The 22,500-nt window shown below is 70.2% G+C and carries 22 protein-coding genes, 1 tRNA gene and 1 pseudogene; 15 read left to right on the top strand and 9 right to left on the bottom strand.

The genetic code is table 11. The features are described from left to right. Positions 1-12 precede the first annotated feature (12 nt). Positions 13-996, bottom strand: coding sequence for a Bug family tripartite tricarboxylate transporter substrate binding protein (locus GON04_RS16645; RefSeq protein ID WP_157399173.1), 984 nt, complete (start codon positions 994-996; stop codon positions 13-15). A gap of 232 nt (positions 997-1,228) precedes the next feature. Between GON04_RS16645 and GON04_RS16650 the strand changes: the two genes are divergently transcribed. The 11 genes from GON04_RS16650 (at position 1,229) to GON04_RS16700 (ending at position 12,769) form a co-directional block, all read left to right on the top strand. Next, complete coding sequence (locus GON04_RS16650; protein ID WP_157399174.1) at positions 1,229-2,110, top strand: DUF6502 family protein; 882 nt, start codon at positions 1,229-1,231, stop codon at positions 2,108-2,110. Further along, the gene (locus tag GON04_RS16655; protein ID WP_157399175.1) at positions 2,107-3,330 is read left to right on the top strand and encodes a DUF5666 domain-containing protein; all 1,224 of its coding nucleotides are present in this window, start codon (positions 2,107-2,109) and stop codon (positions 3,328-3,330) included. Before GON04_RS16650 ends, GON04_RS16655 begins: the two co-directional genes overlap by 4 nt. 129 nt (positions 3,331-3,459) lie before the next feature. Then, the gene (locus tag GON04_RS16660) at positions 3,460-3,777 is read left to right on the top strand and encodes a hypothetical protein (RefSeq protein ID WP_157399176.1); all 318 of its coding nucleotides are present in this window, start codon (positions 3,460-3,462) and stop codon (positions 3,775-3,777) included. Between the two features lie 225 nt (positions 3,778-4,002). Beyond that, positions 4,003-4,842, top strand: a complete 840-nt coding sequence (locus GON04_RS16665) for an isocitrate lyase/PEP mutase family protein (RefSeq protein WP_157399177.1) — start codon at positions 4,003-4,005, stop codon at positions 4,840-4,842. A gap of 133 nt (positions 4,843-4,975) precedes the next feature. After that, the gene (locus GON04_RS16670) at positions 4,976-6,100 is read left to right on the top strand and encodes a sensor histidine kinase (protein WP_157399178.1); all 1,125 of its coding nucleotides are present in this window, start codon (positions 4,976-4,978) and stop codon (positions 6,098-6,100) included. 163 nt (positions 6,101-6,263) lie between these two features. Next, positions 6,264-8,000 (top strand): circadian clock protein KaiC, encoded by a 1,737-nt coding sequence (kaiC, locus tag GON04_RS16675; protein WP_157399179.1) that lies wholly within the window; start codon positions 6,264-6,266, stop codon positions 7,998-8,000. Further along, a complete protein-coding gene (locus GON04_RS16680) occupies positions 7,997-8,326 on the top strand; it encodes a circadian clock KaiB family protein (protein ID WP_157399180.1) in 330 nt (109 codons plus the stop codon). Before kaiC ends, GON04_RS16680 begins: the two co-directional genes overlap by 4 nt. A 9-nt stretch (positions 8,327-8,335) precedes the next feature. After that, positions 8,336-8,671: a circadian clock KaiB family protein gene (locus GON04_RS16685; RefSeq protein WP_157399181.1), complete on the top strand. Its 336-nt coding sequence runs from the start codon at positions 8,336-8,338 to the stop codon at positions 8,669-8,671. After that, positions 8,668-10,779: a PAS domain-containing hybrid sensor histidine kinase/response regulator gene (locus GON04_RS16690; protein ID WP_157399182.1), complete on the top strand. Its 2,112-nt coding sequence runs from the start codon at positions 8,668-8,670 to the stop codon at positions 10,777-10,779. The genes GON04_RS16685 and GON04_RS16690 overlap by 4 nt, the downstream gene beginning before the upstream one ends. A 167-nt stretch (positions 10,780-10,946) precedes the next feature. Then, positions 10,947-11,612, top strand: coding sequence for a PepSY-associated TM helix domain-containing protein (locus GON04_RS16695; protein WP_157399183.1), 666 nt, complete (start codon positions 10,947-10,949; stop codon positions 11,610-11,612). Positions 11,613-11,668: 56 nt separating this feature from the next. Further along, entirely contained in the window at positions 11,669-12,769 is a 1,101-nt protein-coding gene (locus tag GON04_RS16700; protein ID WP_157399184.1) for an FUSC family protein, read from the top strand. Positions 12,770-12,781: 12 nt separating this feature from the next. Here the strand turns inward: GON04_RS16700 and GON04_RS16705 are convergent, their stop codons facing one another. Continuing rightward, on the bottom strand, positions 12,782-13,783 hold the full coding sequence (locus GON04_RS16705) for an aromatic ring-hydroxylating oxygenase subunit alpha (RefSeq protein WP_181653616.1): 1,002 nt from the start codon (positions 13,781-13,783) through the stop codon (positions 12,782-12,784). A 178-nt stretch (positions 13,784-13,961) separates the two neighbouring features. On the opposite strand from GON04_RS16705, the gene ppk2 reads away from it, so the two are divergent. The 3 genes from ppk2 to GON04_RS16720 all read left to right on the top strand — a co-directional run bounded on the left by ppk2 (position 13,962) and on the right by GON04_RS16720 (position 15,904). Next, positions 13,962-14,858, top strand: a complete 897-nt coding sequence (gene ppk2, locus GON04_RS16710; protein WP_157399186.1) for a polyphosphate kinase 2 — start codon at positions 13,962-13,964, stop codon at positions 14,856-14,858. Positions 14,859-14,995: 137 nt separating this feature from the next. After that, positions 14,996-15,469 (top strand): bacteriohemerythrin, encoded by a 474-nt coding sequence (locus tag GON04_RS16715; RefSeq protein WP_157399187.1) that lies wholly within the window; start codon positions 14,996-14,998, stop codon positions 15,467-15,469. A 78-nt stretch (positions 15,470-15,547) separates the two neighbouring features. After that, positions 15,548-15,904 carry a hypothetical protein gene (locus GON04_RS16720; protein WP_157399188.1) on the top strand — a complete coding sequence of 119 codons (357 nt, stop codon included), beginning with the start codon at positions 15,548-15,550 and terminating at the stop codon, positions 15,902-15,904. Between the two features lie 109 nt (positions 15,905-16,013). Here the strand turns inward: GON04_RS16720 and GON04_RS16725 are convergent, their stop codons facing one another. Both GON04_RS16725 and GON04_RS16730 read right to left on the bottom strand, forming a co-directional pair. Then, entirely contained in the window at positions 16,014-16,442 is a 429-nt protein-coding gene (locus GON04_RS16725) for a hypothetical protein (protein ID WP_157399189.1), read from the bottom strand. A gap of 120 nt (positions 16,443-16,562) precedes the next feature. After that, a tRNA-Pro gene (locus GON04_RS16730) sits at positions 16,563-16,639 on the bottom strand. A 39-nt stretch (positions 16,640-16,678) separates the two neighbouring features. Between GON04_RS16730 and GON04_RS16735 the strand changes: the two are divergent. Continuing rightward, positions 16,679-17,068, top strand: a pseudogene (locus tag GON04_RS16735) (DUF488 domain-containing protein). On the opposite strand, the gene GON04_RS26600 reads toward GON04_RS16735, so the two are convergent. The 5 genes from GON04_RS26600 to GON04_RS16760 form a co-directional block, all read right to left on the bottom strand. Continuing rightward, positions 17,058-17,612: a hypothetical protein gene (locus GON04_RS26600; RefSeq protein ID WP_181653617.1), complete on the bottom strand. Its 555-nt coding sequence runs from the start codon at positions 17,610-17,612 to the stop codon at positions 17,058-17,060. The pseudogene GON04_RS16735 and the gene GON04_RS26600 overlap by 11 nt on opposite strands. A 63-nt stretch (positions 17,613-17,675) precedes the next feature. After that, a complete protein-coding gene (locus GON04_RS16745) occupies positions 17,676-18,236 on the bottom strand; it encodes a hypothetical protein (protein WP_157399191.1) in 561 nt (186 codons plus the stop codon). A 154-nt stretch (positions 18,237-18,390) separates the two neighbouring features. Continuing rightward, positions 18,391-19,815: a benzoyl-CoA 2,3-epoxidase subunit BoxB gene (gene boxB / locus GON04_RS16750; protein ID WP_157399192.1), complete on the bottom strand. Its 1,425-nt coding sequence runs from the start codon at positions 19,813-19,815 to the stop codon at positions 18,391-18,393. Between the two features lie 42 nt (positions 19,816-19,857). Beyond that, positions 19,858-21,549: a 2,3-epoxybenzoyl-CoA dihydrolase gene (boxC, locus tag GON04_RS16755; protein WP_157399193.1), complete on the bottom strand. Its 1,692-nt coding sequence runs from the start codon at positions 21,547-21,549 to the stop codon at positions 19,858-19,860. Continuing rightward, positions 21,549-22,460, bottom strand: coding sequence for a helix-turn-helix transcriptional regulator (locus tag GON04_RS16760; protein WP_157399194.1), 912 nt, complete (start codon positions 22,458-22,460; stop codon positions 21,549-21,551). Before GON04_RS16760 ends, boxC begins: the two co-directional genes overlap by 1 nt. Positions 22,461-22,500 lie beyond the last annotated feature (40 nt).

A 22,500-nucleotide genomic window follows, 5' to 3' on the forward strand; every position in this document is an offset into this window, starting at 1 on the left:
CGTCCGGCCGGCTCATTCGAGCTCGATGTTGGCCTTCTTGACCACGTCGTCCCACTTGGCCTCCTCGGCGGCGATGGCGGCGCCCACCTGCACCGGCGTGGCCGGCCTGGACAGTTCGACGCCGCCGACCGACTTGACCTTGGCGTAGAAGCCCTCGCTGGCAATCACCTTGTTGGCCGCGGCGTTGAGCCGGGCCAGCACGTCGGCCGGCATCTGCTTGGGCCCGACCAGCACGAACTTCACGGTCGCCTTGAAGCCCGGCAGCCCGCCTTCGGACATGGTCGGCAGCTCCGGGTAGTCGGGGTCGCGCTTGTCGGCCGCGAGCCCGTAGCTCTTGATCTTGCCGCCGCGCACGAATTCCATCGAGCCGGTGGGCAGGAAGGCGTAGGTCACGCGGTCGCTCATCAGGTCGAGCTGGACCTGGTTGCCGCCCTTGTACGGCACGTGCAACGTCTTGACCCCGATCTCCTTGTTGAACATCTCGGCCATCAGGTGGATGGGCGTGGCGATGCCGGAGGAGCCGTACGAGTACTTGGACGGATCGGCCTTGAGCAGCGCGATGAACTCCTTCAGGTTGGTCGCCGGCACGTTGGGCGAGGTCACCAGCACGAAGCCGATGGTCATGATGTCGGCCACCGGGGTCAGGTCGCGCATGCCGTTGTAGGGCAGCTTGGACTTGATCGAGGGCGGCACCACGGCCGGCAGGTTGGCGAACAGCAGGGTCGTGCCGTCGGGCTGGGCGCGGGCGACCGAGGCGCCGGCGATGGTCTGGTTGGCGCCCGGCCGGTTGTCGACGACCACGGTGGTGTTCAGGGCGGCGGCGAAGTCCAGCGCAAAGGCCCGGGCCGCCACATCCGTCGGGCTGCCGGCCACGAACGGCACCACCAGGGTCACCGGGCGGCTGGTCTGGGCCTGGGCGCCCCAGGAAGCGGCGAGCGCCGCGAGAGCTCCCACCAGGAGGCGGCGCGTGCGCCGGCCGGGGACCAGGAAAGTCATGGGGTGTCTCCGTTGTCGATGGGATGGGGGTACGCGGCGAGGATAGGAACGGGTCCCGGGTGGGTCCAGCCGTCCGTCGGCCGGAATTCCACCGGTTGAACTTTCCGGTTCGTAGCCCAACCAATCCGAGCCGATCCATTGCCGGATCGCGCGTCCGGTGCCCAACCCATCCGCCGCAGCTGGTTACAAACTTCAGCTGCAAATGTGTTGATTGCACATTAATATCCCGACCATGACCAATAACGACCATCCACTGCAGGCCGAGCGCCAGGCTGTGCTGGCGGTATTGGAGAGGCTGCTGCAGCCCATCGCCCAGCTGTGCGTGGCCAAGGCGGTCACCATCCACGGCGTCGAGGAGCTGATCCGGCACGCCTTCGTGCAGGCGGCCCGCGCCGCCTGCGACGACGCCAAGGGCGACCGGCTCACCAGCCGCATCAGCACCATGACCGGCCTGACCCGCCGCGAGGTCAGCCGGATCTCGGCCGCCCCCGCGCTGGACCTGCCGGCCACCCGCTCGCCCGCCACCGACGTGCTCACCCGCTGGGCCAGCCTGCCGGGCTACACCGATGCCCAGGGCCGCCCGATCGCCCTGCCCCGGGTCGGCGCCGAACCCAGCTTCGAGGCCCTGGCCGCAAGCGTGACCAAGGACGTGCATCCGCGCTCGCTCATGGCCGAGCTGATGCGCCTGGGCCTGGTGGAGCACGACACGGCCGCCGACACGCTCACCCTGCTGGACAGCGCCTTCGTGCCGCGCAGCGACTGGCCGCGCATGGTGGGCTTCCTCGGCAGCAACGTCGGCGACCACCTGCGCGCCGGCGTCACCAACGTGCTGGGCACCGGCAGCGAGCACTTCGAGCAGGCCCTGCTGGCCGACGAGCTGTCGCCGCAGTCGGTCGACAAGGCCCGCCACCTCATCGCCGAGCAGTGGCGCAGCCTGATGACGACGCTGGGCCCGCAGCTGCAGGCCCTGATCGACGACGACGAGCGCGAACGCAGGGGCCAGAGCGAGGCACTGCGCATCGGCCTGTATTCCTGGTCGGCACCGATGCCGGCCCCCAGCCAGGCGCCTGACGCGCCTGATTCCCCAGACACGACAAGCGAGGTGACCCCATGACGAATCAACCCGACAACACGGCTGCGCTGAGCCGCCGAGGCGCCCTGCTGGCCATGGCTGGCGGCCTGGCCACCCTCGCCGGCTGCGGCGGCGGAGGGGCCGCCGGCGCCGTCACCAGCGTGATCTCCGGCCTGAGCAGCGGCGGCACCGGCTCGTTCACCACCGGCACCATCGCCGGGCTGGGCTCGATCATCGTCAACAGCACCCGCTACGACGACGCCTCGGCCCAGGTGTCCCGCTCCGACGACGGCGTGGTGGGCAGCCTGCGGCCCGGCATGGTGGTGTACGTCCAGGCCTCGCCCATCACCGCCTCGACCGGTGGCGACGCCCTGCCGACGGCCACCGCCAACCGCATCGCCTACGCCAGCGAATGGGTCGGGCCGGTGGGTGCCGTGGACACCGTGGCGCGCACCCTCACCGTGCTGGGCCAGACGGTCGACGTCCCGGCCACGGCCGTGTTCGAGGACGTCGCCGGCCTCTCGGCCGTCCGGCCGGGCCAGTTCGTCGAGGTGCACGGCTACCTGAACCTGGCCAACGGCCACCTGCTGGCCACGCGCGTCGAGGTGTCCAACACCGCACCGGGCGCCTTCCGCATCAGCGGCCAGGTCAGCGGGTTGAACACCACCACCCGCACCTTCTCGCTGGGCACGGCCCTGATCGGCTACGACACCACCACGGCCCTGCCGTCCGGCTGGGCCAACGGCCTGCTGGTGCGGGTGTCGGTCGCGCCCACCCAGGTGGGCGGCCTCTGGCGCGCCACCCGCATCCGGGATCGCGAATCGCAGCTGGCCGACCTGCAGGTGGAAGACCGGGCCGAGTCGGAACTCAAGGGCACGGTCACCAGCCTGGACGGCACCAACCTGTTCAAGGTCAACGGCATCACGGTCGATTCGTCGACGGCGCAGGTCTCCGGCACCGTGGCGCTGGGCGTCGCGGTCGAGGTGCACGGCGCGGTGCGCAACGGTGTCATCGTCGCGACACGGGTCGAGGTCGAGAATGACGAAGGCCTGCAAGTCCAGGAGTTCGATTTCTTCGGCACGGTGAGCAACCTGAACGTCGTGACCCAGACCTTCACCGTGCGCGGCGTGAACTTCACCTACAACGCCAACACCCGCAACGAGGTGCCCAACTGGACGACGGGCGCCACGCCGTCGGTGCGCGTGCGGGCCAGCCTGATCGCCGGCCAGTGGGTGGCGTCGAGGATCCGGCTCCAGAGCTGAGGCAGCCGAGCCAGCCGGACGCGGCCCCGAAAGCGTTGCATGCAGCCCCGCATCGCCACCGCCCCCAGGCAGCCCGCTGCGGCTGCGCCGGGGCATGCGATGCGACCGCCCTGCCGAGGAGGTGACACCGTGACCATCGATCCGCCCACTTTCCGTGCCTGGCACGCGGCCCACGAACGGGCCACCCATGCGGAGCAGGCCGTCTTCCAGGCCGCGATCGCCTACACCAGCAGCGCCGGCCCCGAGCCGTCGCCGGAGGACTTCCAGCGCGCGTCGGCCCTGCGGGCCGAGGCCAATTCGCTGTTCCGAGCCACGATGGCCGGCATCAGCCGCCAGGCCGAGGCGCTGCGCTGGGTGAACGTGCCCACCTGCCAGGGCGCACCGGACGGCCGGCGCCTGCCGCGCGCACCGGCCGCTGGCGCCACCGCGCCACGGCAGCGCAGCTAGCCGGCGCTGGCTTCCCCCGCCGAGAACCACCCGGCCCGGCGCCCCGACGCGAACGCCCCCGCGGCGTGGTGGCCGTGCGCCTCGAAGAGCAGGGCCCTCGGCGTGCACGAACACCGACCGCTCCACGCCGGGCGCGCTGGACCGCGGCTCGGCCAGCGGCCGCTGGCATCGGAGCGCACACTGGCCGCCGACAGCACGTCGCTGCGACCGGACAAGGAGAGATCGTTGAACGCCGACACACGAGCGAAACGCGCGGCCTTTCGCGCATTGCACGACCAGGGTTGCTTCGTCCTGCCCAATCCCTGGGACATGGGCACTGCACGCATGCTGCAGGGCCTGGGCTTCCAGGCCCTGGCCACCACCAGTGCCGGCCATGCGTGGTCGCAGGGATGCCCCGACGGCGCGGCGTCCCGGGAGGTCGTCCTGGAGCATCTGCGCACCATGGTGGAAGCGACCGCCCTGCCCGTGAATGCCGATTTCGAAGACGGGTTCGCCTCCGATCCCGATGGCGTGGCCGAGAGCGTGCGGATGGCCATCGCCACCGGGGTGGCCGGACTGTCCATCGAGGACTCCACCGGCGACCCCGCCGACCCGGTGCGGTCTCTCGCCGATGCCGTCGCGCGCCTGCGCGCGGCGCGCGCGGCGATCGACGAGGCCGGCGGCGAGGTGCTGCTGGTGGGGCGCGCGGAAAACTTCTTCCTCGGGCGTCCCGACCTGCCGGACACGCTGGCCCGGTTGCGGGCCTATGCGCAGGCGGGTGCCGACTGCCTGTACGCCCCGGGGATCCGCACCCCGGAGCAGATCGCCGCGGTGGTGGCCGCCGTGGCACCGCGCCCGGTCAACCTCCTGATCGGAGGGACCAGCGAGCTGACGCTGCAGGACGTTGCGGCCCTGGGCGTGCGGCGCGTGAGCGTCGGCGGGGCGCTGGCACGGGCTGCCTGGGGTGGCTTCCTGCGCGCCGCACGCGGCCTGGCCCACGAGGGCCGCTTCGACGGCTTCGCGGATGCCACGCCGGGCAACGAGCTGAACACGTTCTTCCGCCAACCGAGCGGCGACAAGCCCTGATGGCCTTGCGAGTCCCTGACCCGATTTCGGGAGCCCGGCACCGCTTCGCCCTCCCCCTTCGGGTTCCGATGCACACTCCCTGGCAGTGCTGAGAGAGGATTGTCTGGGGCTCGGCGGCAGAAAGGCTGGTCGCATGCACTCGTTTCTCAGGAACAACCGCGAGGAGTTGATCGCGCGTTGCAAGGCGTCGGTTGCGCAGCGTCCGAAACGGGTGGCGACCGAGCTTCAGCTGCGCAACGGCATCCCCCTGTTCCTGGACCAGCTCATGAGGACGCTCGATGCCGAGGAGTCCGGCGACAGCGCGGCGCTCAGCGTGCAGATTTCGGGCCCCCCGGGTGGCGACCTGGCGCTGTCAGAGATCGGCATGGGCGCGACGGCGCACGGCCGGCAGCTGATGGAACTCGGCTATTCGGTCGACCAGGTCGTGCATGACTACGGCGACCTTTGCCAGGCCGTCACCAGCCTGGCGGTGGAGCGCGACGCCCCATTCACCATCGACGAATTCCGGACCCTCAACCGCTGCCTCGACAACGCGATCGCCGATGCGGTCACGGAGTTCAGCGCACAGCGGGATCTCGTGGTCGAGCGTCGCCACAACGAGATCGTCACCGAGCGGATCGGGTTCGTGGTGCACGAACTTCGCAATGCCGTGCATACCGCCACCCTGGCAGCGGCCGCGCTGGAATCCGGGAGCCTGTCGTTGCAGGGCGCCACCGGTGGCGTGCTCAAGCGCAGCCTGGCGACCATGACCGTGCTGCTGGCCGACGCCGTGTCGACGATCCGCTCGGCGGCCCATGCCGAACCGCCCCCGCCGCAACTCTCGGTCGCCTCCGTGATCGGGGAAGCCGCCAGCAGCGCGGCGCTGGATGCGGCCGCTCGCGGTTGCACGATGGTCGTACGGCCGGTCGACCCGGCGTTGCGGGTCAGCGCGCGGCGCGAACCGCTGATCGCGGCGATCGTGAACCTGCTGCAGAACGGGTTCAAGTTCACCCACCCCCAGACGGAGGTCGTGCTCAATGCCTATGCGGGCGAGGACGGCAGCGTCTGCATCGACGTGTCCGACCATTGCGGCGGGCTGCCGCCCGGTTTCTCTGCAGCGATGTTCAGGTCGTTCACGCAGGCGGGCACGAACAGGAGCGGGCTGGGACTGGGCCTGTCGATCGCCAGGCAGGGTGTGGAGGGCGAAGGCGGAACACTGGGCGTTCGCGATGTCCCGGGCGTGGGTTGCGTGTTCACGATTGCCCTTCCGCCGGCCTGATCTCCGGGGGTGCAAGCGCGGCCGCGGGCGCCCTGTTGATGAGCTCGTCGGGCCCGCGCAGAGCTATCCACGAGTGGATAATCAAAGCGCCAGCCTTCCGTGACAGTGCGTCAGAACCACATGCAGGGGAGTGACATGCGAACTCCTTCGACACAACCCCTACATGGTCAAACCTTCCCCGGCCCTTCCCCTGTCCGGCCTTCCGAAAGCGCCTACCGGCATTAGCGGACTCGACGAAATCACCCAGGGCGGACTGCCGCGCGGACGTCCCACCCTGGTCTGCGGTGCCGCGGGCTGCGGCAAGACGATGCTGGCGGCTGAGTTCATCGTGCGGGGCGCCACCGAGTTCGGCGAACCGGGCGTCTTCATGATGTTCGAGGAAAGCGAGCAGGAGCTCGTGGCCAACATGCGGTCGCTCGGCTTCGACCTCGAGAAGCTGCAGCGGCAGAAGAAGCTCGCGCTCGACTATGTCCGGGTGGAGCGCAGCGAGATCGAGGAAACCGGCGAGTACGACCTGGAAGGCCTCTTCATCCGGCTGGGCCACGCCATCGACTCGATCGGAGCCAAGCGGGTGGTGCTGGACACCGTCGAGGCGCTGTTCGCCAGCCTGCCCAACCAGGCCATCCTGCGCGCCGAGTTGCGCCGGCTGTTCCGCTGGCTCAAGGACAAGGGCGTGACGGCGGTGATCACCGGCGAGCGCGGCGAAGGCACGCTGACGCGTTACGGCCTGGAAGAGTACGTCGCGGACTGCGTGGTCCTGCTGGACCACCGCATCGTCGACCAGGTCTCCACCCGCCGCCTGCGGGTGGTGAAGTACCGCGGCTCGGCCCACGGCACCAACGAATACCCGTTCCTCATCGGATCGCGGGGGCTGTCGGTGCTGCCCATCACCTCGCTGCGGCTGGACCATCAGGTGTCCGAAAAGCGCGTGTCCACGGGCATCGCCGGGCTGGATGCCATGTTCGGCGGCCAGGGGGTCTACCGCGGCAGCAGCGTCCTGGTGTCGGGCGCTCCCGGCACCGGCAAGAGCAGCGTGGCGGCCACCTTCGCGCATGCGGCCTGCGCGCGCGGCGAGCGGGCGCTCCTGTTCGCCTACGAAGAGTCGGAAAGCCAGCTGCTGCGCAACATGCGGTCGATCGGCATCGACCTGGCGCCCTGGCTGCGCAAGGGCCAGCTGCAGATCCATGCCTCGCGCCCCACGCTGCACGGCCTGGAGCAGCACCTGGTGCACATCTACGAGCTGGTGCACGAGTTCAAGCCCTCGGTGGTGGTGGTGGACCCGATCAGCAACCTCAGCTCGGACACGCACGATGCCGGGCTGAAGCTGACCCTGATGCGGCTGATCGACTTCCTCAAGCAGCAGGGCGTGACCGCGCTGTTCACCAGCCTGACGGTGGACACGACGGTGGCCCTCGCGGCGTCGGAGGTCGGTGTCTCCTCGCTCATGGACAGCTGGCTGCTGCTGACCAACATTGCCTACAACGGCGAGCGCACCCGCACGCTGCAGGTGCTGAAGTCGCGCGGCATGCACCACTCCAACCAGGTGCGCGAGTTCGTGTTCAGCAACCACGGCGTCGACCTGGTGGACGTGTACCTGTCCGGCGACCGCGTCCTGACCGGCACGGCCCGGGTTGCGCAGGAGGCCCAGGAACTGGCCGCCACCGAGATGCGCACCAAGGACCATGACCGCCGGCTGCGCGACCTGGCCAACCAGCGCAAGGCGCTGGATGCCCAGATCGCCGCGCTCAATGCCGATGCCGAGCAGCGCGCTGGAGACGTCGAATTCGCGATTGCCCGGGAACGGTTCGAGGCGGCCGGCGTGGCCGCGCGGGCCAAGGAGATCGCCCAGGCCGGCAGCTCGCGTGCGCCGGCCCCCAAGCCCCGGAAGGCCGGCCGATGAGCACGGCCAAGGTGAGGCCCCTGAAGGCCGGCCCGGGGCCCGCCGACAAGGCCGAGTGGCAACTGCGGCTGTACGTAGCCGGCACGACGGCCAAGTCGGCGGCGGCGCTGGCCAACCTCAAGCGGGTCTGCGAGACCCACCTGGCCGGGCGCTACTCGATCGAGGTGGTGGACCTGCTGGTCAACCCCAAGCTGGCCGCCGGCGACCAGATCCTGGCGGTGCCGACCCTGGTGCGCAAGTTTCCCGAGCCCATCCGCAAGATCATCGGCGACCTGTCCAACGAGGACCGGGTGCTGGTCGGCCTCGACCTGCAGCCCCTGCGGTAGGCGCGCTGCATGGGATCGCGCAACCAGGCGGCTTCGCGGCCCGGACCAGGCATCGCACTGGTGCTGCGGCTCTATGTCAGCACGGCCGCGCCGTCCTCATCCCGCGCCATCGTGAACACCCGCGCCTTCTGCGAGGAACACGCTGCCGGGCACTACGAGCTGGAAGTGCTGGACATTTCCGAGCGCGTCGTCGAAGCGACCGCCGACCAGGTGGTGGCCGTCCCCACGCTGCTCCGGCTGTGGCCGCTGCCGGTGCGCCGGTTCATCGGTGACATGTCCGACCCGGGGCGGCTGCGCGAGGGCCTCGGCCTGCCGGCCGCGCCACAGGCAAAGGAGCAGCCATGAGCCTGTCCCGGTCGGCCACAGACCTGCCAGGCGATGCCCTGCAACGGCTGCAGGAAGAGAACGACGAACTACGCATCCGGCTGCAGGAAGCCGAAGAGACCCTGGTCGCGATCCGCCAGGGCGACGTGGACGCCCTGGTGGTCGGCGCCGACATCTACACCCTCGATTCGTCCCATGCCGCCGCCGGCAAGCTGCGCCAGGACGTGCTGGCGCAGATGGAAGACGCCGTGCTGGCCTTCGACGGCGACGACAACCTGACCTTCATGAACGAGGCCGCCGAACGCCACTACGGCCAGGGCGCCTCGGACCTGCTGGGCCGGCCGAAGGCGCAGCTGTTCGAGGAAGTGTGGCCCAGTGACGGCGATCGGGAGTCCTGCGAGCAGGCCCTGCGCGACAAGGGCCTGGCCCGCGCCCAGGTGCTCCATCGCCTGCCGGGCGGGGGCAGCGCGGTCAACGTGGAGATTGCGCTGTCGGTGCTGCGCGACGTCGCGGGCAACGCCACCGGCCGGCTGTACGTGATCCGCGACATCGAGGAGCGCGTGAAGGCCGAGCAGTCGCTGGCGGCAGCGGCCGGCGCGCTGGCGCGGCGGGAGCGCCAGTTCTCCACCCTGGTGGAGAACTCGCCCGACATCTTCGCCCGCATGGACCGCAGCCACCGCCACCTCTACGTGAGCCCGATCGTGACGCACTACACCGGCGCGGACCCGTCGCGGTTCCTGGGCAAGACGAACGCCGAGCTCGGGATGCCGGACCACCTGGTGCGCGAGTGGCAGGTCGCGCTGGACGGTGTCTTCCAGCGACGAGAGATCGGCCGGGTCCAGTTCGCTTTCGATGCGGTGGACGGCCGCAAGGCGGTGTTCGACGCGCGCCTGGTCCCCGAGTTCGACGAGCAGGGCGCCGTCGAATCGGTCCTGTCCATCGCCGTGGACGTGACCGAGCAGGAACGGGTCAACGAGGACCTGCGCGAAAGCCAGGCGCGGCTGCGCGAGGCGGACATGCGCAAGGACGAGTTTCTCGCGACCCTCGCGCACGAGCTGCGCAACCCGCTCGCGCCGATCCGCAACGCGCTGCAGCTCATGCGGATGTCGCAACGGCCCGAGGTGCATGCCGACGCGCGCGGCGTCGTGGAACGGCAGCTGGGCCAGATGGTCCACCTCGTGGACGATCTGCTGGACATCAGCCGCATCAGCCGGGGCAAGCTCGACCTGCGCCGCGAGGTGGCCGACATGACGGCCATCGTCCAGTCCGCCGTCGAGACCAGCCGCCCGCTGATCGAGGCCGGCCGGCATCAGCTGACCGTGCAGTTGCCGCAACCGCAATCGCTGCTGGTCCACGCCGACGTGACGCGCCTTTGCCAGGTGATCGCCAATCTCCTGAACAACGCGGCGAAGTACACGCCCGAAGCGGGCCGGATCGAGCTGGTCGCGCGGCGCCAGGATGACTGGGCGGTGGTGGAGGTCCGGGACTCGGGCGCCGGTATCCCGCCCGACATGCTGCCGCGCGTGTTCGAGATGTTCACGCAGGTCGACCGCACGATCGGCCGCTCCCAGGGCGGGCTGGGCATCGGGCTGGCACTGGTGCACAAGCTGGTGGACCTGCACGGCGGCCAGGTCGAGGCCAGCAGCGAGGGGCCGGGACGGGGTTCGACCTTCACCGTGCGGCTCCCCCTGGCGCCCCATGCCGACGGTGGTGCGCGGGGCTCCGACGCGCGGCCGGTGCAGCCGGTCTCGGCGACGGGTCAGCGGGTGCTGGTCGTGGACGACAACGTCGACAGCGCGCTCACCATGGCCCAGGTCCTGGAGATGCTGGGCTACGAGACGGCCATGGCGCACGACGGGCTGGAAGCGCTGGCCCTGGCCGAATCGTTCCGGCCGGAAGTGCTGCTGCTGGACATCGGCCTTCCCTTGCTGAGCGGGCACGATGTGGCCCGCCGAATCCGCGCCCAGGACTGGGGGCGCGACATGCTGCTGATCGCGCTGAGCGGCTGGGGCCAGGAAGCCGACAAGCACAAGTCTGTCGAGGCGGGCTTCGACCATCACTTCGTCAAGCCGGTCGACCTCGACGCCTTGATGAAGGCGGTGAGCGCGCCGGCGGCCAGGCGTTCGTAGCGTTCGTAGCGTTCGCCGCGAACCGTCCCGCGCGACGCCGCTGACCCGCTGGCGTCGGCCGCTTGCCGCCGGTTCGGCCTGTCGGAAGCCTGACGCGCCAAATGAGAATGACTCTCAACTGGAATAGACTGGCCACTGTCCCGTCGCTTCCGCTCCCACGCCTTCGCATGCACTCCACGATCGCACCACCTGCCGCCCGCCCCTTGCCGAACCGCTCCGTGCTGCTGCTGGCGTGGCTGCGCAAGACGCACGGCTGGCTGGGACTGTGGGGCGCGACCCTGGGCCTGCTGTTCGGCATTGCCGGCATCTGGCTGAACCACCGCGCCGTGCTGAAGCTGCCGATGGAGCAGTCGCGCAGCCGCTCCGAACTGGCCCTGCCCGCCCCGGTCCCGGCGAACGCCACCGCCCTGGCGGCGTGGCTGGGTGAACGACTGCAGCAGGACCGGCCAGGCGCCATCAAGGTCGAACCCGCGCAACGCCTGCCCTGGTCGCTGCCGGGCGGCGCCCCCGCCGTGCAGCCGGAGCACTGGACCGTGACCTTCGGCGGCCCGGCCCACCGCGTGCAGGCCGACTACTGGCTGGGCAATCCGCAGGTCGCCGTCACGCGCATCGACAGCGGCCTCGCCGCCACGCTGGCGAACCTGCACAAGGGCGTGGGCATGCCGGTCGGCTGGATCCTGCTGGTCGACACCCTGGCCGGCAGCCTCATCGCGCTGTGCCTGAGCGGCGTCGGGCTCTGGTGGCTGATGCGCCGCCGGCGGGCCCGCATCGGGCTGGCCATCCTGGCCGCCTCGGCCGGCCTGACCGCAGCCCTGGTGGCCAGCCGCCTCTAACAGCCCCGTGGCGCGAGGCGGACGTTGGCCGCAGCGTCGCTGGTCACAATCCGCCGATGCCCCACCGCACGCACGCAAGTTCCGTCGCCGCCAGGCTGTGGCGCCGGCTGCGCGCCGAGTGGACGGAGCTGGTGCGGGTGCAGAAGAGCGACCGGCCCTGGCAGTTGCCCGCGGCCGCCGCGATCGCCAGCGGCGGGCCCCTTCTGGCCGCCGCCTGGCATGGCAACCTGGCCCTCGGGCTGGCGGCGTCGCTGGGCGGGCTCGTGTTCCTCTACCTGCCGCGCGCGGCGGGTGCCCGGGGCCTGGCCAGGGTGGCGGGCTGCGCGATCGGCATGGTGGCCAGCCATGCGATCGGCACCGCCAGCCAGGTGTCGCCCGCGGCGACGGTGGCGGCCACCGGGCTGGTGGCCTTCGCCGCCGCGCTGCTGTGCCGCTGGCGCGGGGTGGGCCCGCCGGCCGCCCTGTTCTTCGTCATGGCGGTGTCGATCGCCGCCCAGACGCCGGTCCACCCGGGGCGCGCCCTGCTGAACACGGAGCTGCTCGCGGCCGGATGCCTGCTGGCCCTGGCCGTCGCCGTGGCCTACCGCCTGCTGCTGCCGCACGACATTGCCGCCACACCCGCCCGGCCCGCGCCGGCCGGCGGCGTCGTCATCCTGGCCGAGAGCCTGGTGATCGGCAGCTTCGTTGCGCTCTCGCTGGCGGTCGCCCAGGCCGCCGGCCTGGAACGCCCGTACTGGGTGCCGGTCAGCTGCATGGCCGTGCTCCAGGGCGCCTCGCTGCGGGCCGCCTGGACGCGCCAACTGCAGCGCATCGCGGGCACCGGGGTCGGCATGCTGCTGTTCGGGGCGCTCGCCGCCGCGCCGTTGACGGCCTGGCACGTCGCCGCCGCCGTGACCGGGTTGACCTTCGTCGTCGAGACGCTGGTCGTGCGGCACTACGGCGCCGCGGTGGTCTTCATCACGCCGCTGGCGGTGCTGCTGGCCGAAGCCGCACAACTGCCCGGCCAGGTCGCCGGTCACTCCGTGCACGACCTGATGCAGGCCCGGCTGCTGGACACGGTGATCGGCTGCCTGTTCGGGCTGGCGGGCGCTGCGGTGCTGCACACGTCGGCGCTGCGCAGCCTGGTGGGCCGCTGGGTCCGCCGGGACGCACGCTGACCCGGCCCGGCGTCACAGCACGCCGTAGCGCAGGCCCGCTGCCTTGAGCATGCGCCGGTAGGCGCTCGACAGCCGGTCGGCCCGCTGCGGCACCTCCACGCCGGCTTCCAGCGGCACCTGCTTCGGACGCTGCGACTCGAGGATCTGCAGGTCCTGCTCGAAGATGCGCCCCTGCCGCGCCAGCAGCTCGTCGTCGGCCGTCTGTGCGTCGATGCCGGACATGACCATCCAGGCATGGCAGGTCTCCGCGTCCAGCGGCTGCACGTGCAGGCTGATCGCCTGCGGGAAGGCGGGCTCCTGCGCGAGCTTGGTGAGCACCGCGGTCAGCGGCCGCAACACGCGGTAGGTGTACTCCACCATGGACGCATCGGCTCCCACGGTGAGGCTGGGCTCGGGCTGGTAGGCGAAGCACCCGGTCGCGACCACGCCGCGCATGCCGCGCGCGCCCTGGCCGTCGTCGAACGGGCCGACCTGGTAGTCGGGCACTTCGGCATGGTCGGGGTGGCCGAGGATGCCGGCATGGACGAAGGCGAAGTGGGCCATGTCCAGGAAGTTCTCGACGATGCGCGGGCCGCAGGTGGCCACCCGCTGCGGCGGGCCCGCCACCACGCGCCAGCCGCGGTCGGTGTGCTCGGGCACCGGGGGGAGGTCGCGCGCGGGCTCGCCCAGGCTCACCCACACCAGGCCGTACGCCTCGGCCGCATGGAAGCGCCGCGCGCAGGCCGTCCTCGGCGGCACCTCGCGCGGCTGCGCCGGCTGCAGCCGGCACTGGCCGCCGGCGTCGAACTGCCAGCCGTGGTACGCGCACACGACCCGGTCGCCCACGATGCGGCCGAGCGACAGGCGCGAGCCGCGGTGCGGGCAGCGATCGTCCCAGGCCTGCACGGCACCGTCGGCGCTGCGCCAGGCGATGCCTTCCTCGCCCAGCAGGCGGAACGGGTGGATGGTGCCGGGCGCGAGCAGGCGGCTCTCGGCCACGGGATGCCAGTCGTGGAACAGCAGCGGATCGAGCATCGGAGCGGGGGTCGTCAGGGAGGGGACGACTATAGGCCCGCCGCCCGGCGGCCCACCTCGCGCCATTGCCGTCCGTGCCGACACCCCAACTTGTCGGCAACGGCTGTGAACGACCGTGTCAGGGCCGCGCGGCCACCGTCACGCAAATGTCATCCGGGGTGTCCACACTGCCCGCGCCATGAACACGACGGACCGGCTGCACGCCGACTTGCAGGACAACCTCGACGAGGAATACGAGCTGGAACTGGAAGACCGCGAGTTCCTCGCCGACGGCTCCGAGCGGCCGATGACCGAGGCCGAACGGCTCCAGCGGCACCTCTACTTCGAGACCCTGTTCGAGCTGCAGCGCGACCTGGTGCGCCTGCAGGACTGGGTGGTCGCCAGCGGCCACCGGCTGGTGATCCTGTTCGAGGGCCGCGACGCCGCGGGCAAGGGCGGCGTGATCAAGCGCATCACCCAGCGGCTGAACCCGCGCGTCGCCCGGGTGGCTGCGCTGCCGGCCCCGAACGACCGCGAGCGGACCCAGTGGTACTTCCAGCGCTATGTCGCGCACCTGCCCGCCGCCGGCGAGATCGTGCTGTTCGACCGCAGCTGGTACAACCGCGCCGGCGTCGAACGCGTCATGGGGTTCTGCACCGACGAGCAGTACGAGGAGTTCTTCCGCAGCGTGCCCGAGTTCGAGCGGATGCTGATCCGCTCGGGCATCCAGGTCGTGAAGTACTGGTTCTCGATCTCCGATGACGAGCAGCACGCGCGCTTCCTGTCGCGCATCCACGACCCGCTCAAGCAGTGGAAGCTCAGCCCCATGGACCTGGAGTCGCGGCGGCGCTGGGAGGCCTACACCAAGGCCAAGGAAGTGATGCTGCAGCGCACGCACACGGCCGAGTCACCGTGGTGGCTGGTGCATGCGGACGACAAGAAGAAAGCGCGCCTGAACTGCATCCGGCACCTGCTGTCGCTCGTTCCGTTCGAGGACGTGCCCCACCCGGAGGTCGTCATGCCCGCGCGCGTGCGCCACGAGGACTACACCCGGCGCCCCGTGCCGCACGAGATGTACGTGCCGCAGGTCTATTAGCAACTCCCTGCACGCCGGCGCCTGCGCCCGAAGCAGCCGACAGAAACGATGACTGCGCCGCGGCCCGCCGGGACGCCAGGAGGGTTCATGCGCCTGACACGGGTGTGAGGCACTGTGCCTCGATTGCACCGCCCGACATGGACACCAGCCCGCCCACCAGTTCCCTGCAGTGGAATCCCCGCTACAGCCTTGGCAACCCGCTGCTCGACCGGCAGCACATCCTGCTGTTCGAACTCACGCGGTCGTTCGCCGCCGATGTCGCCCAGATGAGCCACGAGACTTTGGCGGCCGCCTACGGGGACATCCTGGGCCTAGCCCAGCGCCATTGCGCGGCCGAGGAGCAGATGCTGCTGGTCAACGGCTACGAGTGGCTGGAGCAGCACCGCCAGGAGCATGTGGCGGGGCTCGACCGCCTGCAGGCCGTGTGGGCCGCTGTGGCCTGCGGCGACCTCTCACGCCATCGCCTGGTGCTGGCCCTGCAGGGCTGGCTGGTCACCCACCTGCAGGACATGGACCTGCCGGCGGTCGAGTACCTGGCGACCGACCCGCGGCGGGTGCGGGATCCGGATGGGCCGGATCCGCTGGATGTGCAACCGGGGAGAACGCCGTGACAGGGCCCGCGCGGGCGGCTCAGACGCGGAACACTGCGGTGCTGCCTGGCCGGTAGCATCGACACTTTGAGGCCGTCTATGAACCCCGTCTTCGCCTACAAGTTGAGCAACGGCACGCTCGTCGAGGCACCAGACCCACTCCCGCCGCACAACACCGACTATGAGCTCGCGCTGACTGACGCCGGCTACACCAAGCAGGTGTCATCGGCGATCGACGGCGGCGTCGGCGCCGAGATCTCGATCTACGAGAACTCGTCCAGCTCTCCTCGCTTCCTGGTCGACATCTCGGGAGCGGGCAGCCAGCTCGCGTGCCTGGTCGCGGACGATTTCCCAGGGCTGATGGCCGTCTTGAAGGAGGTCCAGCCGCTCATAGCACTTGTCGGCCTCGATCAACGGTCCGATATCCGCATCTCCGAGAAACTCGAGCGCAAGTGAATGGATCCGGTCGGCGCTGCGTCGGTGAGCCGAGCGAACGTGTTCCAGGCCATGGTGGGCGCCGGGCTGCAGATCCCGCCTTGCCTTCTATGTTCCCGCCGAGCAGATCTCACTGAGGATAATATTTACGGTGAAGGTCATCGGCCGATTTCACTCGCGGGTCAGCAAGTAGTTCATCCAGCGCCGCCGCATTCGGAACACGCACCACCACGGTCGGAACTTGGCGACCTTCTCTTAGAACGACAATGCTCCCGCGCCGACCGCCTGGAAAGACAGATTGACTGAGAGCCGATAACTCGGCTTCTCTTTTTGCGGTGATCTCTGCGTCATCGATGCCCAATCCTTTGGCTTGCCTGGCCTGAGATGCCCGTGCGCTGATGTCGCTGTCCTCAAGCGTGACATGCAGATCAAGGGGGAAGTCTCTGCGTAGGAGCACGTCCGCAGGCACCTTGGATTTGGGATCTACTGGCTGGGCCGTCGTCAACGTCGAGACGAGCAATGCGGCAAGTACCAGCACTTGCGCCATGAGCTTGGACATCCGTTCTTTCTTCGCGGCGTTGACTCGGCATTGGGCGCGCAGAATTCGGCCTGGTTCGAAAACTGCCCGTTTTGGGCAACAACCAAACCAAAAAAAGCCGTTGCAGATCAACGGCTTGGATGGTCGGAGCGATAGGATTCGAACCTACGACCCTCTGGTCCCAAACCAGATGCGCTACCAGACTGCGCTACGCTCCGACTCGCGCCATTCTACCGGTGCACCCCAGGAGGAACGGCATGGCTGTGCGGATCGTGCGATTGGGAAGCGAGCGCCAGGCCGGTGAGGGCCTGCGCATCGGCACCGTGCGGCGGCCGCCGCGGGGCGTGCCCAAGACCGAGTTCGCCTCGGGCAACTGGTAAGACGTCTGGTACCCCAACCTCGCGCCCAGCGTCGAGACCATGCAGTTGGGCCTGACCGCCAGCACCGACAAGGAATGGGCGGCGTTCACCCGCAAGTACCGCGCCGAGATGGCGCAACCCGATGCGATCCGAACCCTGGACCTGCTCGCCGCGCTGTCGCGCACGGCCGATTTCTCGGTCGGCTGCTACTGCGCGGACGAGGCGCGCTGCCACCGCTCCCTGCTGCGCGGACTGCTGGCCGAGCGCGGGGCGGTGATCACCGGCTGACCGGCGTCGCCGGACGCGGCCGGGGGGTGGAAGTCGACTTGCAGCCCAGCCCGGTGTTGATCATCCCCGGTGGGCACACGGTGTCGGTGCCGGCGCCCAGCGAGGGCTGGGACATGGCGCTGGGGGACGTGGCCAGGCTCGTGCCGCCGCCGTTCAACATCGTGCCGCTGGTCACGCCGCCCAACGACGCGCCGTTCATCAACGGGCCGGCCGCGGGGCTGGGCCCCACCGACGGCCCATCGCCGTGCATGGTGGTGATGCCCGAGGTGGCCGGGACGGCCCGCCCGCCAGCCATCCCGCCCGCCCCGCTCGGACTGCCGGCGCCCCCCGCGGGGCCCCGCACCGAGCCGGCCGTCCTCGCCCCGGCGCCCTCGGTCGTGAAGGCGTCGTCGCCCGGCGTCGTGGCCGTGCTGGACTTCATCGCGGTCGAGGGCCGGCTCGGCTGGGAGCCGCCGCCGGTGTTGGTCCCCGGGACATGCGGGACGACTTGCGCCACGGCGGCCGAACAGGCGGCCATGGCAAGCAGGGTGAAGAGTTTGTTCATCGCGGATCGACGCTCCTGGAGTTGACGGCGCGCCGGCCCCGGCAGGACCGGGCGCGCCGGGGATCAGGGCTGCTGCTTCTTCGCCTGGCCCGGGGGCAGGCAGCCATTGTCCTTCTTCGCCAGTCCGGGCGGGCAGTCCTTGCCCGCACCCATGGTGCTGCCGGACGCCGAGGTGCCCGTGCTGCCGCTGGACGTGCCGCTGCCGCCCAGCACGTTGACGTTGGTCGTGTTGCTGTTGGTCGCGCTGGCGCCCGCGTCGGAGCCGCTGGTGCTGCCCGACGCCGTGCCCGGGCTGGTGCCCGTGCCGCCGGAAGCGCTGGGGCTGGACGTGGTCGGACCGGTGGAGCCGGTGGATCCGGTCGTGCCGCTGTTGCCCATGGTGCTGGTGCTGCGGTCCGGACTGCCCGGGCTGCCGGGACGCACGATGGCGCCGCCACTTGCGCCCAGAGCACCGCCGGTGGTGGCACCCTGCCCGGTGGTCACGCTGCTGTCGTTCTTCAGCGTTCCGCTGCTGCCGGACGAGGCGCCCGACTGCGTGCCGAGGGTCGTGCTGCTGCTGGCGCCTTGCGCGTAGGCGCCGCCGGCCACGACGGTGGCGAGCAGGATGGTGAGTAGTTTGCTCATCGAGAATCTCCTTGGAACTGCTTGCCGGCGCGGTTGCGCCAGCCATGCAGGCAGGATGGACGCTCGACGGCAGCGCTCCGGTCGGCCGTGGGAAGCAATCCCACGTCGCCGAGCGCCGACGCCCTGTGGGACGCGGCCTACGGGCCGCAGCCCGTCAGAGCTTCACGTACTCGTACTCGACCGGCTGGGCATTGATGCCACGATCGGGCGGCGCGATCCACGCGGCCATCTTGCCGGGCTCGGTGACGCGCTGCATCAGGCTCTTGACGAAGGCCTGGTCGGCCTCGCTGGGCAGCCACTGCGCCTTTCTCGCGTCGAACTCGGCCTGGCTGATCGGCGTGCCCTCGGGCGTGGTCGGCACCCCGGCCCACATGCCCACCTCGCGGCGGAAGCGGGTCGACGGCAGCTTCAGCTCGAAGTCGATGCCGGCGCGCTTGATGGCCATGTTCCAGCGCGTCACGCCGATGTTGCAGTCCTTGACGTACTCGAGCCGCGTGACCTCGTTCAGGCCGTTGCGCACGCTCACCGTCTCGCTGCGCAGGCCGCCCTGGCCGTCGGGCACCTGGATGGTCATCTCGGTGCCGCTCTCCACGTGGTCGGCGAAGCGCGCCTCGTCGGGCCGGCCCTTGATGCCGTTGCTGAAATAGTTGGCCGCGTTGGACGACGACTCCGAACCGAACAGGTCCAGCGAGTCGCTGAACCAGTAGTTCATGTAGCGCTGCACGGTGGGCAGGTCGATCACGCCGGCCTTGCGCAGCGTGGCCACGTCGTCGGTGTCCAGTTCCTTCATCACCTCCAGCGTGCGCCGGATGACGCGGCCCACGCCGGTCTCGCCCACGAACATGTGGTGCGCCTCCTCGGTCAGCATGAAGCGGGTGGTGCGCGCCAGCGGGTCGAACGCGCTCTCGGCAAAGCTCTTGAGCTGGAACTTGCCGTCGCGGTCGGTGAAGTAGGTGAACATGAAGAACGACAGCCAGTTGTCCATCGGCTCGTTGAACGTGCCCAGGATGCGCGGCTTGTTGACGTCGCCGGAGTGGCGCTCGAGCAGTTCCTCGGCCTCCTCGCGGCCGTCGCGGCCGAAGTGCGCGTGCAGCAGGTAGACCATGGCCCACAGGTGGCGGCCCTCCTCCACGTTCACCTGGAACAGGTTGCGCAGGTCATAGAGCGAGGGCGCGGTGTGGCCCAGCAGCCGCTGCTGTTCGACCGACGCCGGTTCCGTGTCGCCCTGCGTCACGATCAGGCGCCGGAACGTGGAGCGGTATTCGCCGGGCACGTCCTGCCAGACGTCCTGGCCCATGAAGTCGCCGAAGCCGATCTTGCGGTTTTCCTCCCGGTCGGCCAGGAAGATGCCCCAGCGGTACTCGGGCATGGGCGTGTAGCCGTAGCTGGCCCAGCCGGACGCATCGACGCCAACGGCGGTGCGCAGGTAGACGTCGTTGGCCTTGAAGTCGCTCGGGCCCATCTCGTTCCACCAGTTCAGGAAGGCGGGCTGCCACTTCTCCAGCGCCCGCTGCAGCTGGCGGTTGTCGGCCAGGTCGACGTTGTTGGGGATCAGGGCTTGCAGGTCGATGGTGCTCATGGTGTGTTCCTTGGTGATCGGGGAACGGACTCCGTGTCCGCCTCAGACGCGCTTCCAGTCGAACTTCGCTTTCTTGCCGCTTCCGAACAGCTTCAGCGCGCCGTCCTCGCCGACGGCGTTGGGGCGGATGAAGATCCAGTTCTGCCAGGCGGACAGGCGGCCGAAGACGCGGGTTTCCATGGTCTCGGGGCCGGGAAAGCGCAGCGAGGCCTCCATGCCGGTGAGCGCGTCGGGCGAGAGCGACGCCCGCTCCTCCAGCATGATGCGGATCTCGTCGTCCCAGTCGATGTCGTCGGGCGTCAGGGTCACCAGGCCCAGGCCCAGGGCCTGGTCGGCGCGCAGCGCGCTGCCCTGCAGGCCTTGCAGCTGCCCGATCGCGGCGGCGTCCTCGTACAGGCGGGTCTGCAGGCGCGTGAGGCCGTTGACCACCGGGTAGCGGCCGAAATTGGCCGCCGACAGGTGCAGCGCCGGCGCCGCATCGGGCGCATCGGGCAGGTCCAGCATGTAGATGCGGTCGCAGGCCAGCGCCAGCTCGTAGAAGGTGCCGGCGAAGCACGAGCCCTGGTCCACCAGCGCGATGAGAGAGCGGCTGGTGACGTCCAGGCGGGCCAGCGTGCGGCGCAGCAGGCCCAGGGTCTCGCGCACCAGCCAGTGGTCCCGGTGCTGCTCGAGCACCGCGTCGGCCTGCAGCACGCGCTGGGCCTCGCCGCGGGTCTTGAGCACCCAGGTGCCGATCTCCAGCTCGTTGGTGCGCAGGTTCAGGATCGCGTCGTCCAGCTCGCGGGCCAGCCGCAGCGGCCACCAGCCGGCACCGGCCGCGACGATGGCCTCGGGCGTCGCCTCGATGGGCGCCGCCGGCGCCTGCACCGTCAGGGTGGCAGTGCGCGCCGCGCGGTCGATCGCCACGTCGACCAGGCCGTAGTGGTAGCCCTGCTCGTCGATGGTGCCGTCCAGCGGCGTCAGCTCGATGCCGCGCTGCGGGCCGTTGCGGGTGGACTGGCCGCGCAGCGCGTCGACCTCGGCCGCCACCAGCCGGGGAAAGTCCTGCGGCTTGGCGTGGGCGTCGATCAGCTTCCAGTCCCTGGCACGGTCGGCGCGCACGCCCTCGCTGGTGGTGCAGAAGATGTCGGCCAGGTCGCGGCGCACCTTGCGCTTGTCGGTCACGCGGGTCAGGCCGCCGGTGCCGGGCAGCACGCCCAGCAGCGGCACCTCCGGCAGGCTGACGGTGGACGAGCGGTCATCCACCATCACGATGCGGTCGCAGGCCAGCGCCAGTTCGTAGCCGCCGCCGGCGCAGGCACCGGTAACGGCCGCCACCGACTTCAGGCCGTCGTGGCGGGACGAGTCCTCCAGGCCGTTGCGCGTCTCGTTGGTGAACTTGCAGAAATTCACCTTCCACGCGTGGGTGGACAGTCCCAGCATGTAGATGTTGGCGCCCGAGCACCAGATGCGGTCCTTTCCGGACTCGAACACCACCACCTTCACGCCGGGATGTTCGAAGCGGATGCGGTTGACCGCGTCGTGCAGTTCGATGTCGACGCCCAGGTCGTAGGAGTTGAGCTTGAGCTTGTAGCCCGGCTTGATGCCGCCGTCCTCGTCGATGTCGAGCTTCAGGCGCGCGACGTCCCCCTCGACCGACAGCTGCCAGTGACGGTACCTCGACGGGTGGGTGGCGAAACGCACCAGCTCGCGATCCCCTTGCGTGAACAACAAAGGTTCTGTCATGGCATTCATCAGGCGGTCTCCTTGGAACGTTGCGGGACGGGGGCCGGAACGGCGCGCTCCAGGTCCTTCATCGATTGCTTGACGGTGCGCGCCGCGGTGTCGACCACGGCGTCGGCGCGCGCATAGAGCGATTCGCGGCTGGCCAGGATGCGGCGGATGTCCTCCATCGCCTCCGTCGTCGCGCCGCGGGTGGTGTCGAACGGCCGCATGTCGCCCTGGGCGACCACGCGGCTCATGTGCTCCTCGGGGCTGGCCTTGAGCCAGACGCACCAGAAGCGGCTTTGCAGCAGGTCGAAGGTCTCGCGCTCGCTCACGATGCTGCCACCGGTGGTGACGACCACGCCATCGGCGTGGTCCTCGGCGATGCGCATCAGCGCGCGGCGTTCGTAGCGGCGGTAGCCGGCCTGGCCGTGCAGCAGCAGGATCTCGTTCATGCTGGTGCCGGCCTCGCGCTCGATCTCGCGGTCGAGTTCGACGAAGGGCACGCCGCGCTGTGCGGCCAGCTGGGCGCCCAGCGTGGACTTGCCGGCACCGCGCAGGCCAATGAGCGCGATGCGCTGCTCGCGCCCCTGGGCATCGCCCAGGCCGAAGGCGTCGGCCAGCAGCACATAGGCCTGGTCGAGCTGGCCCTCGTCCAGCCGGCCCAGCAGCTGCTGCACGCGTGCCAGCGCGGGGCGCGGGGCATCCTGCAGCAGCTCGAGGATGGTGATGTTCAGCGCCCGGGCCGCCGCCTCCAGCGAATTGATCGAGACGTTGCCCTTGCCGCTTTCGACGTCGGCCAGGAAGCGCTCGGACAGGCCCGAGTCGGCGGCCAGCTGCTTGCGCGTCATGCCGCGCCGGGCGCGCCAGGCACGCACGCGGCCGCCGAGCTCGGCCAGCGTGGCCCTGGTGTCGGTGTCGGAGTCGGTGATCAGCTGCATGGCGGGCGGGGTTTCTGCGCTTCGTTTGACCTGCATCAAG

Origin of the sequence: Ramlibacter pinisoli, from assembly GCF_009758015.1 — a bacterium.
Lineage (GTDB): Bacteria > Pseudomonadota > Gammaproteobacteria > Burkholderiales > Burkholderiaceae_C > Ramlibacter > Ramlibacter pinisoli.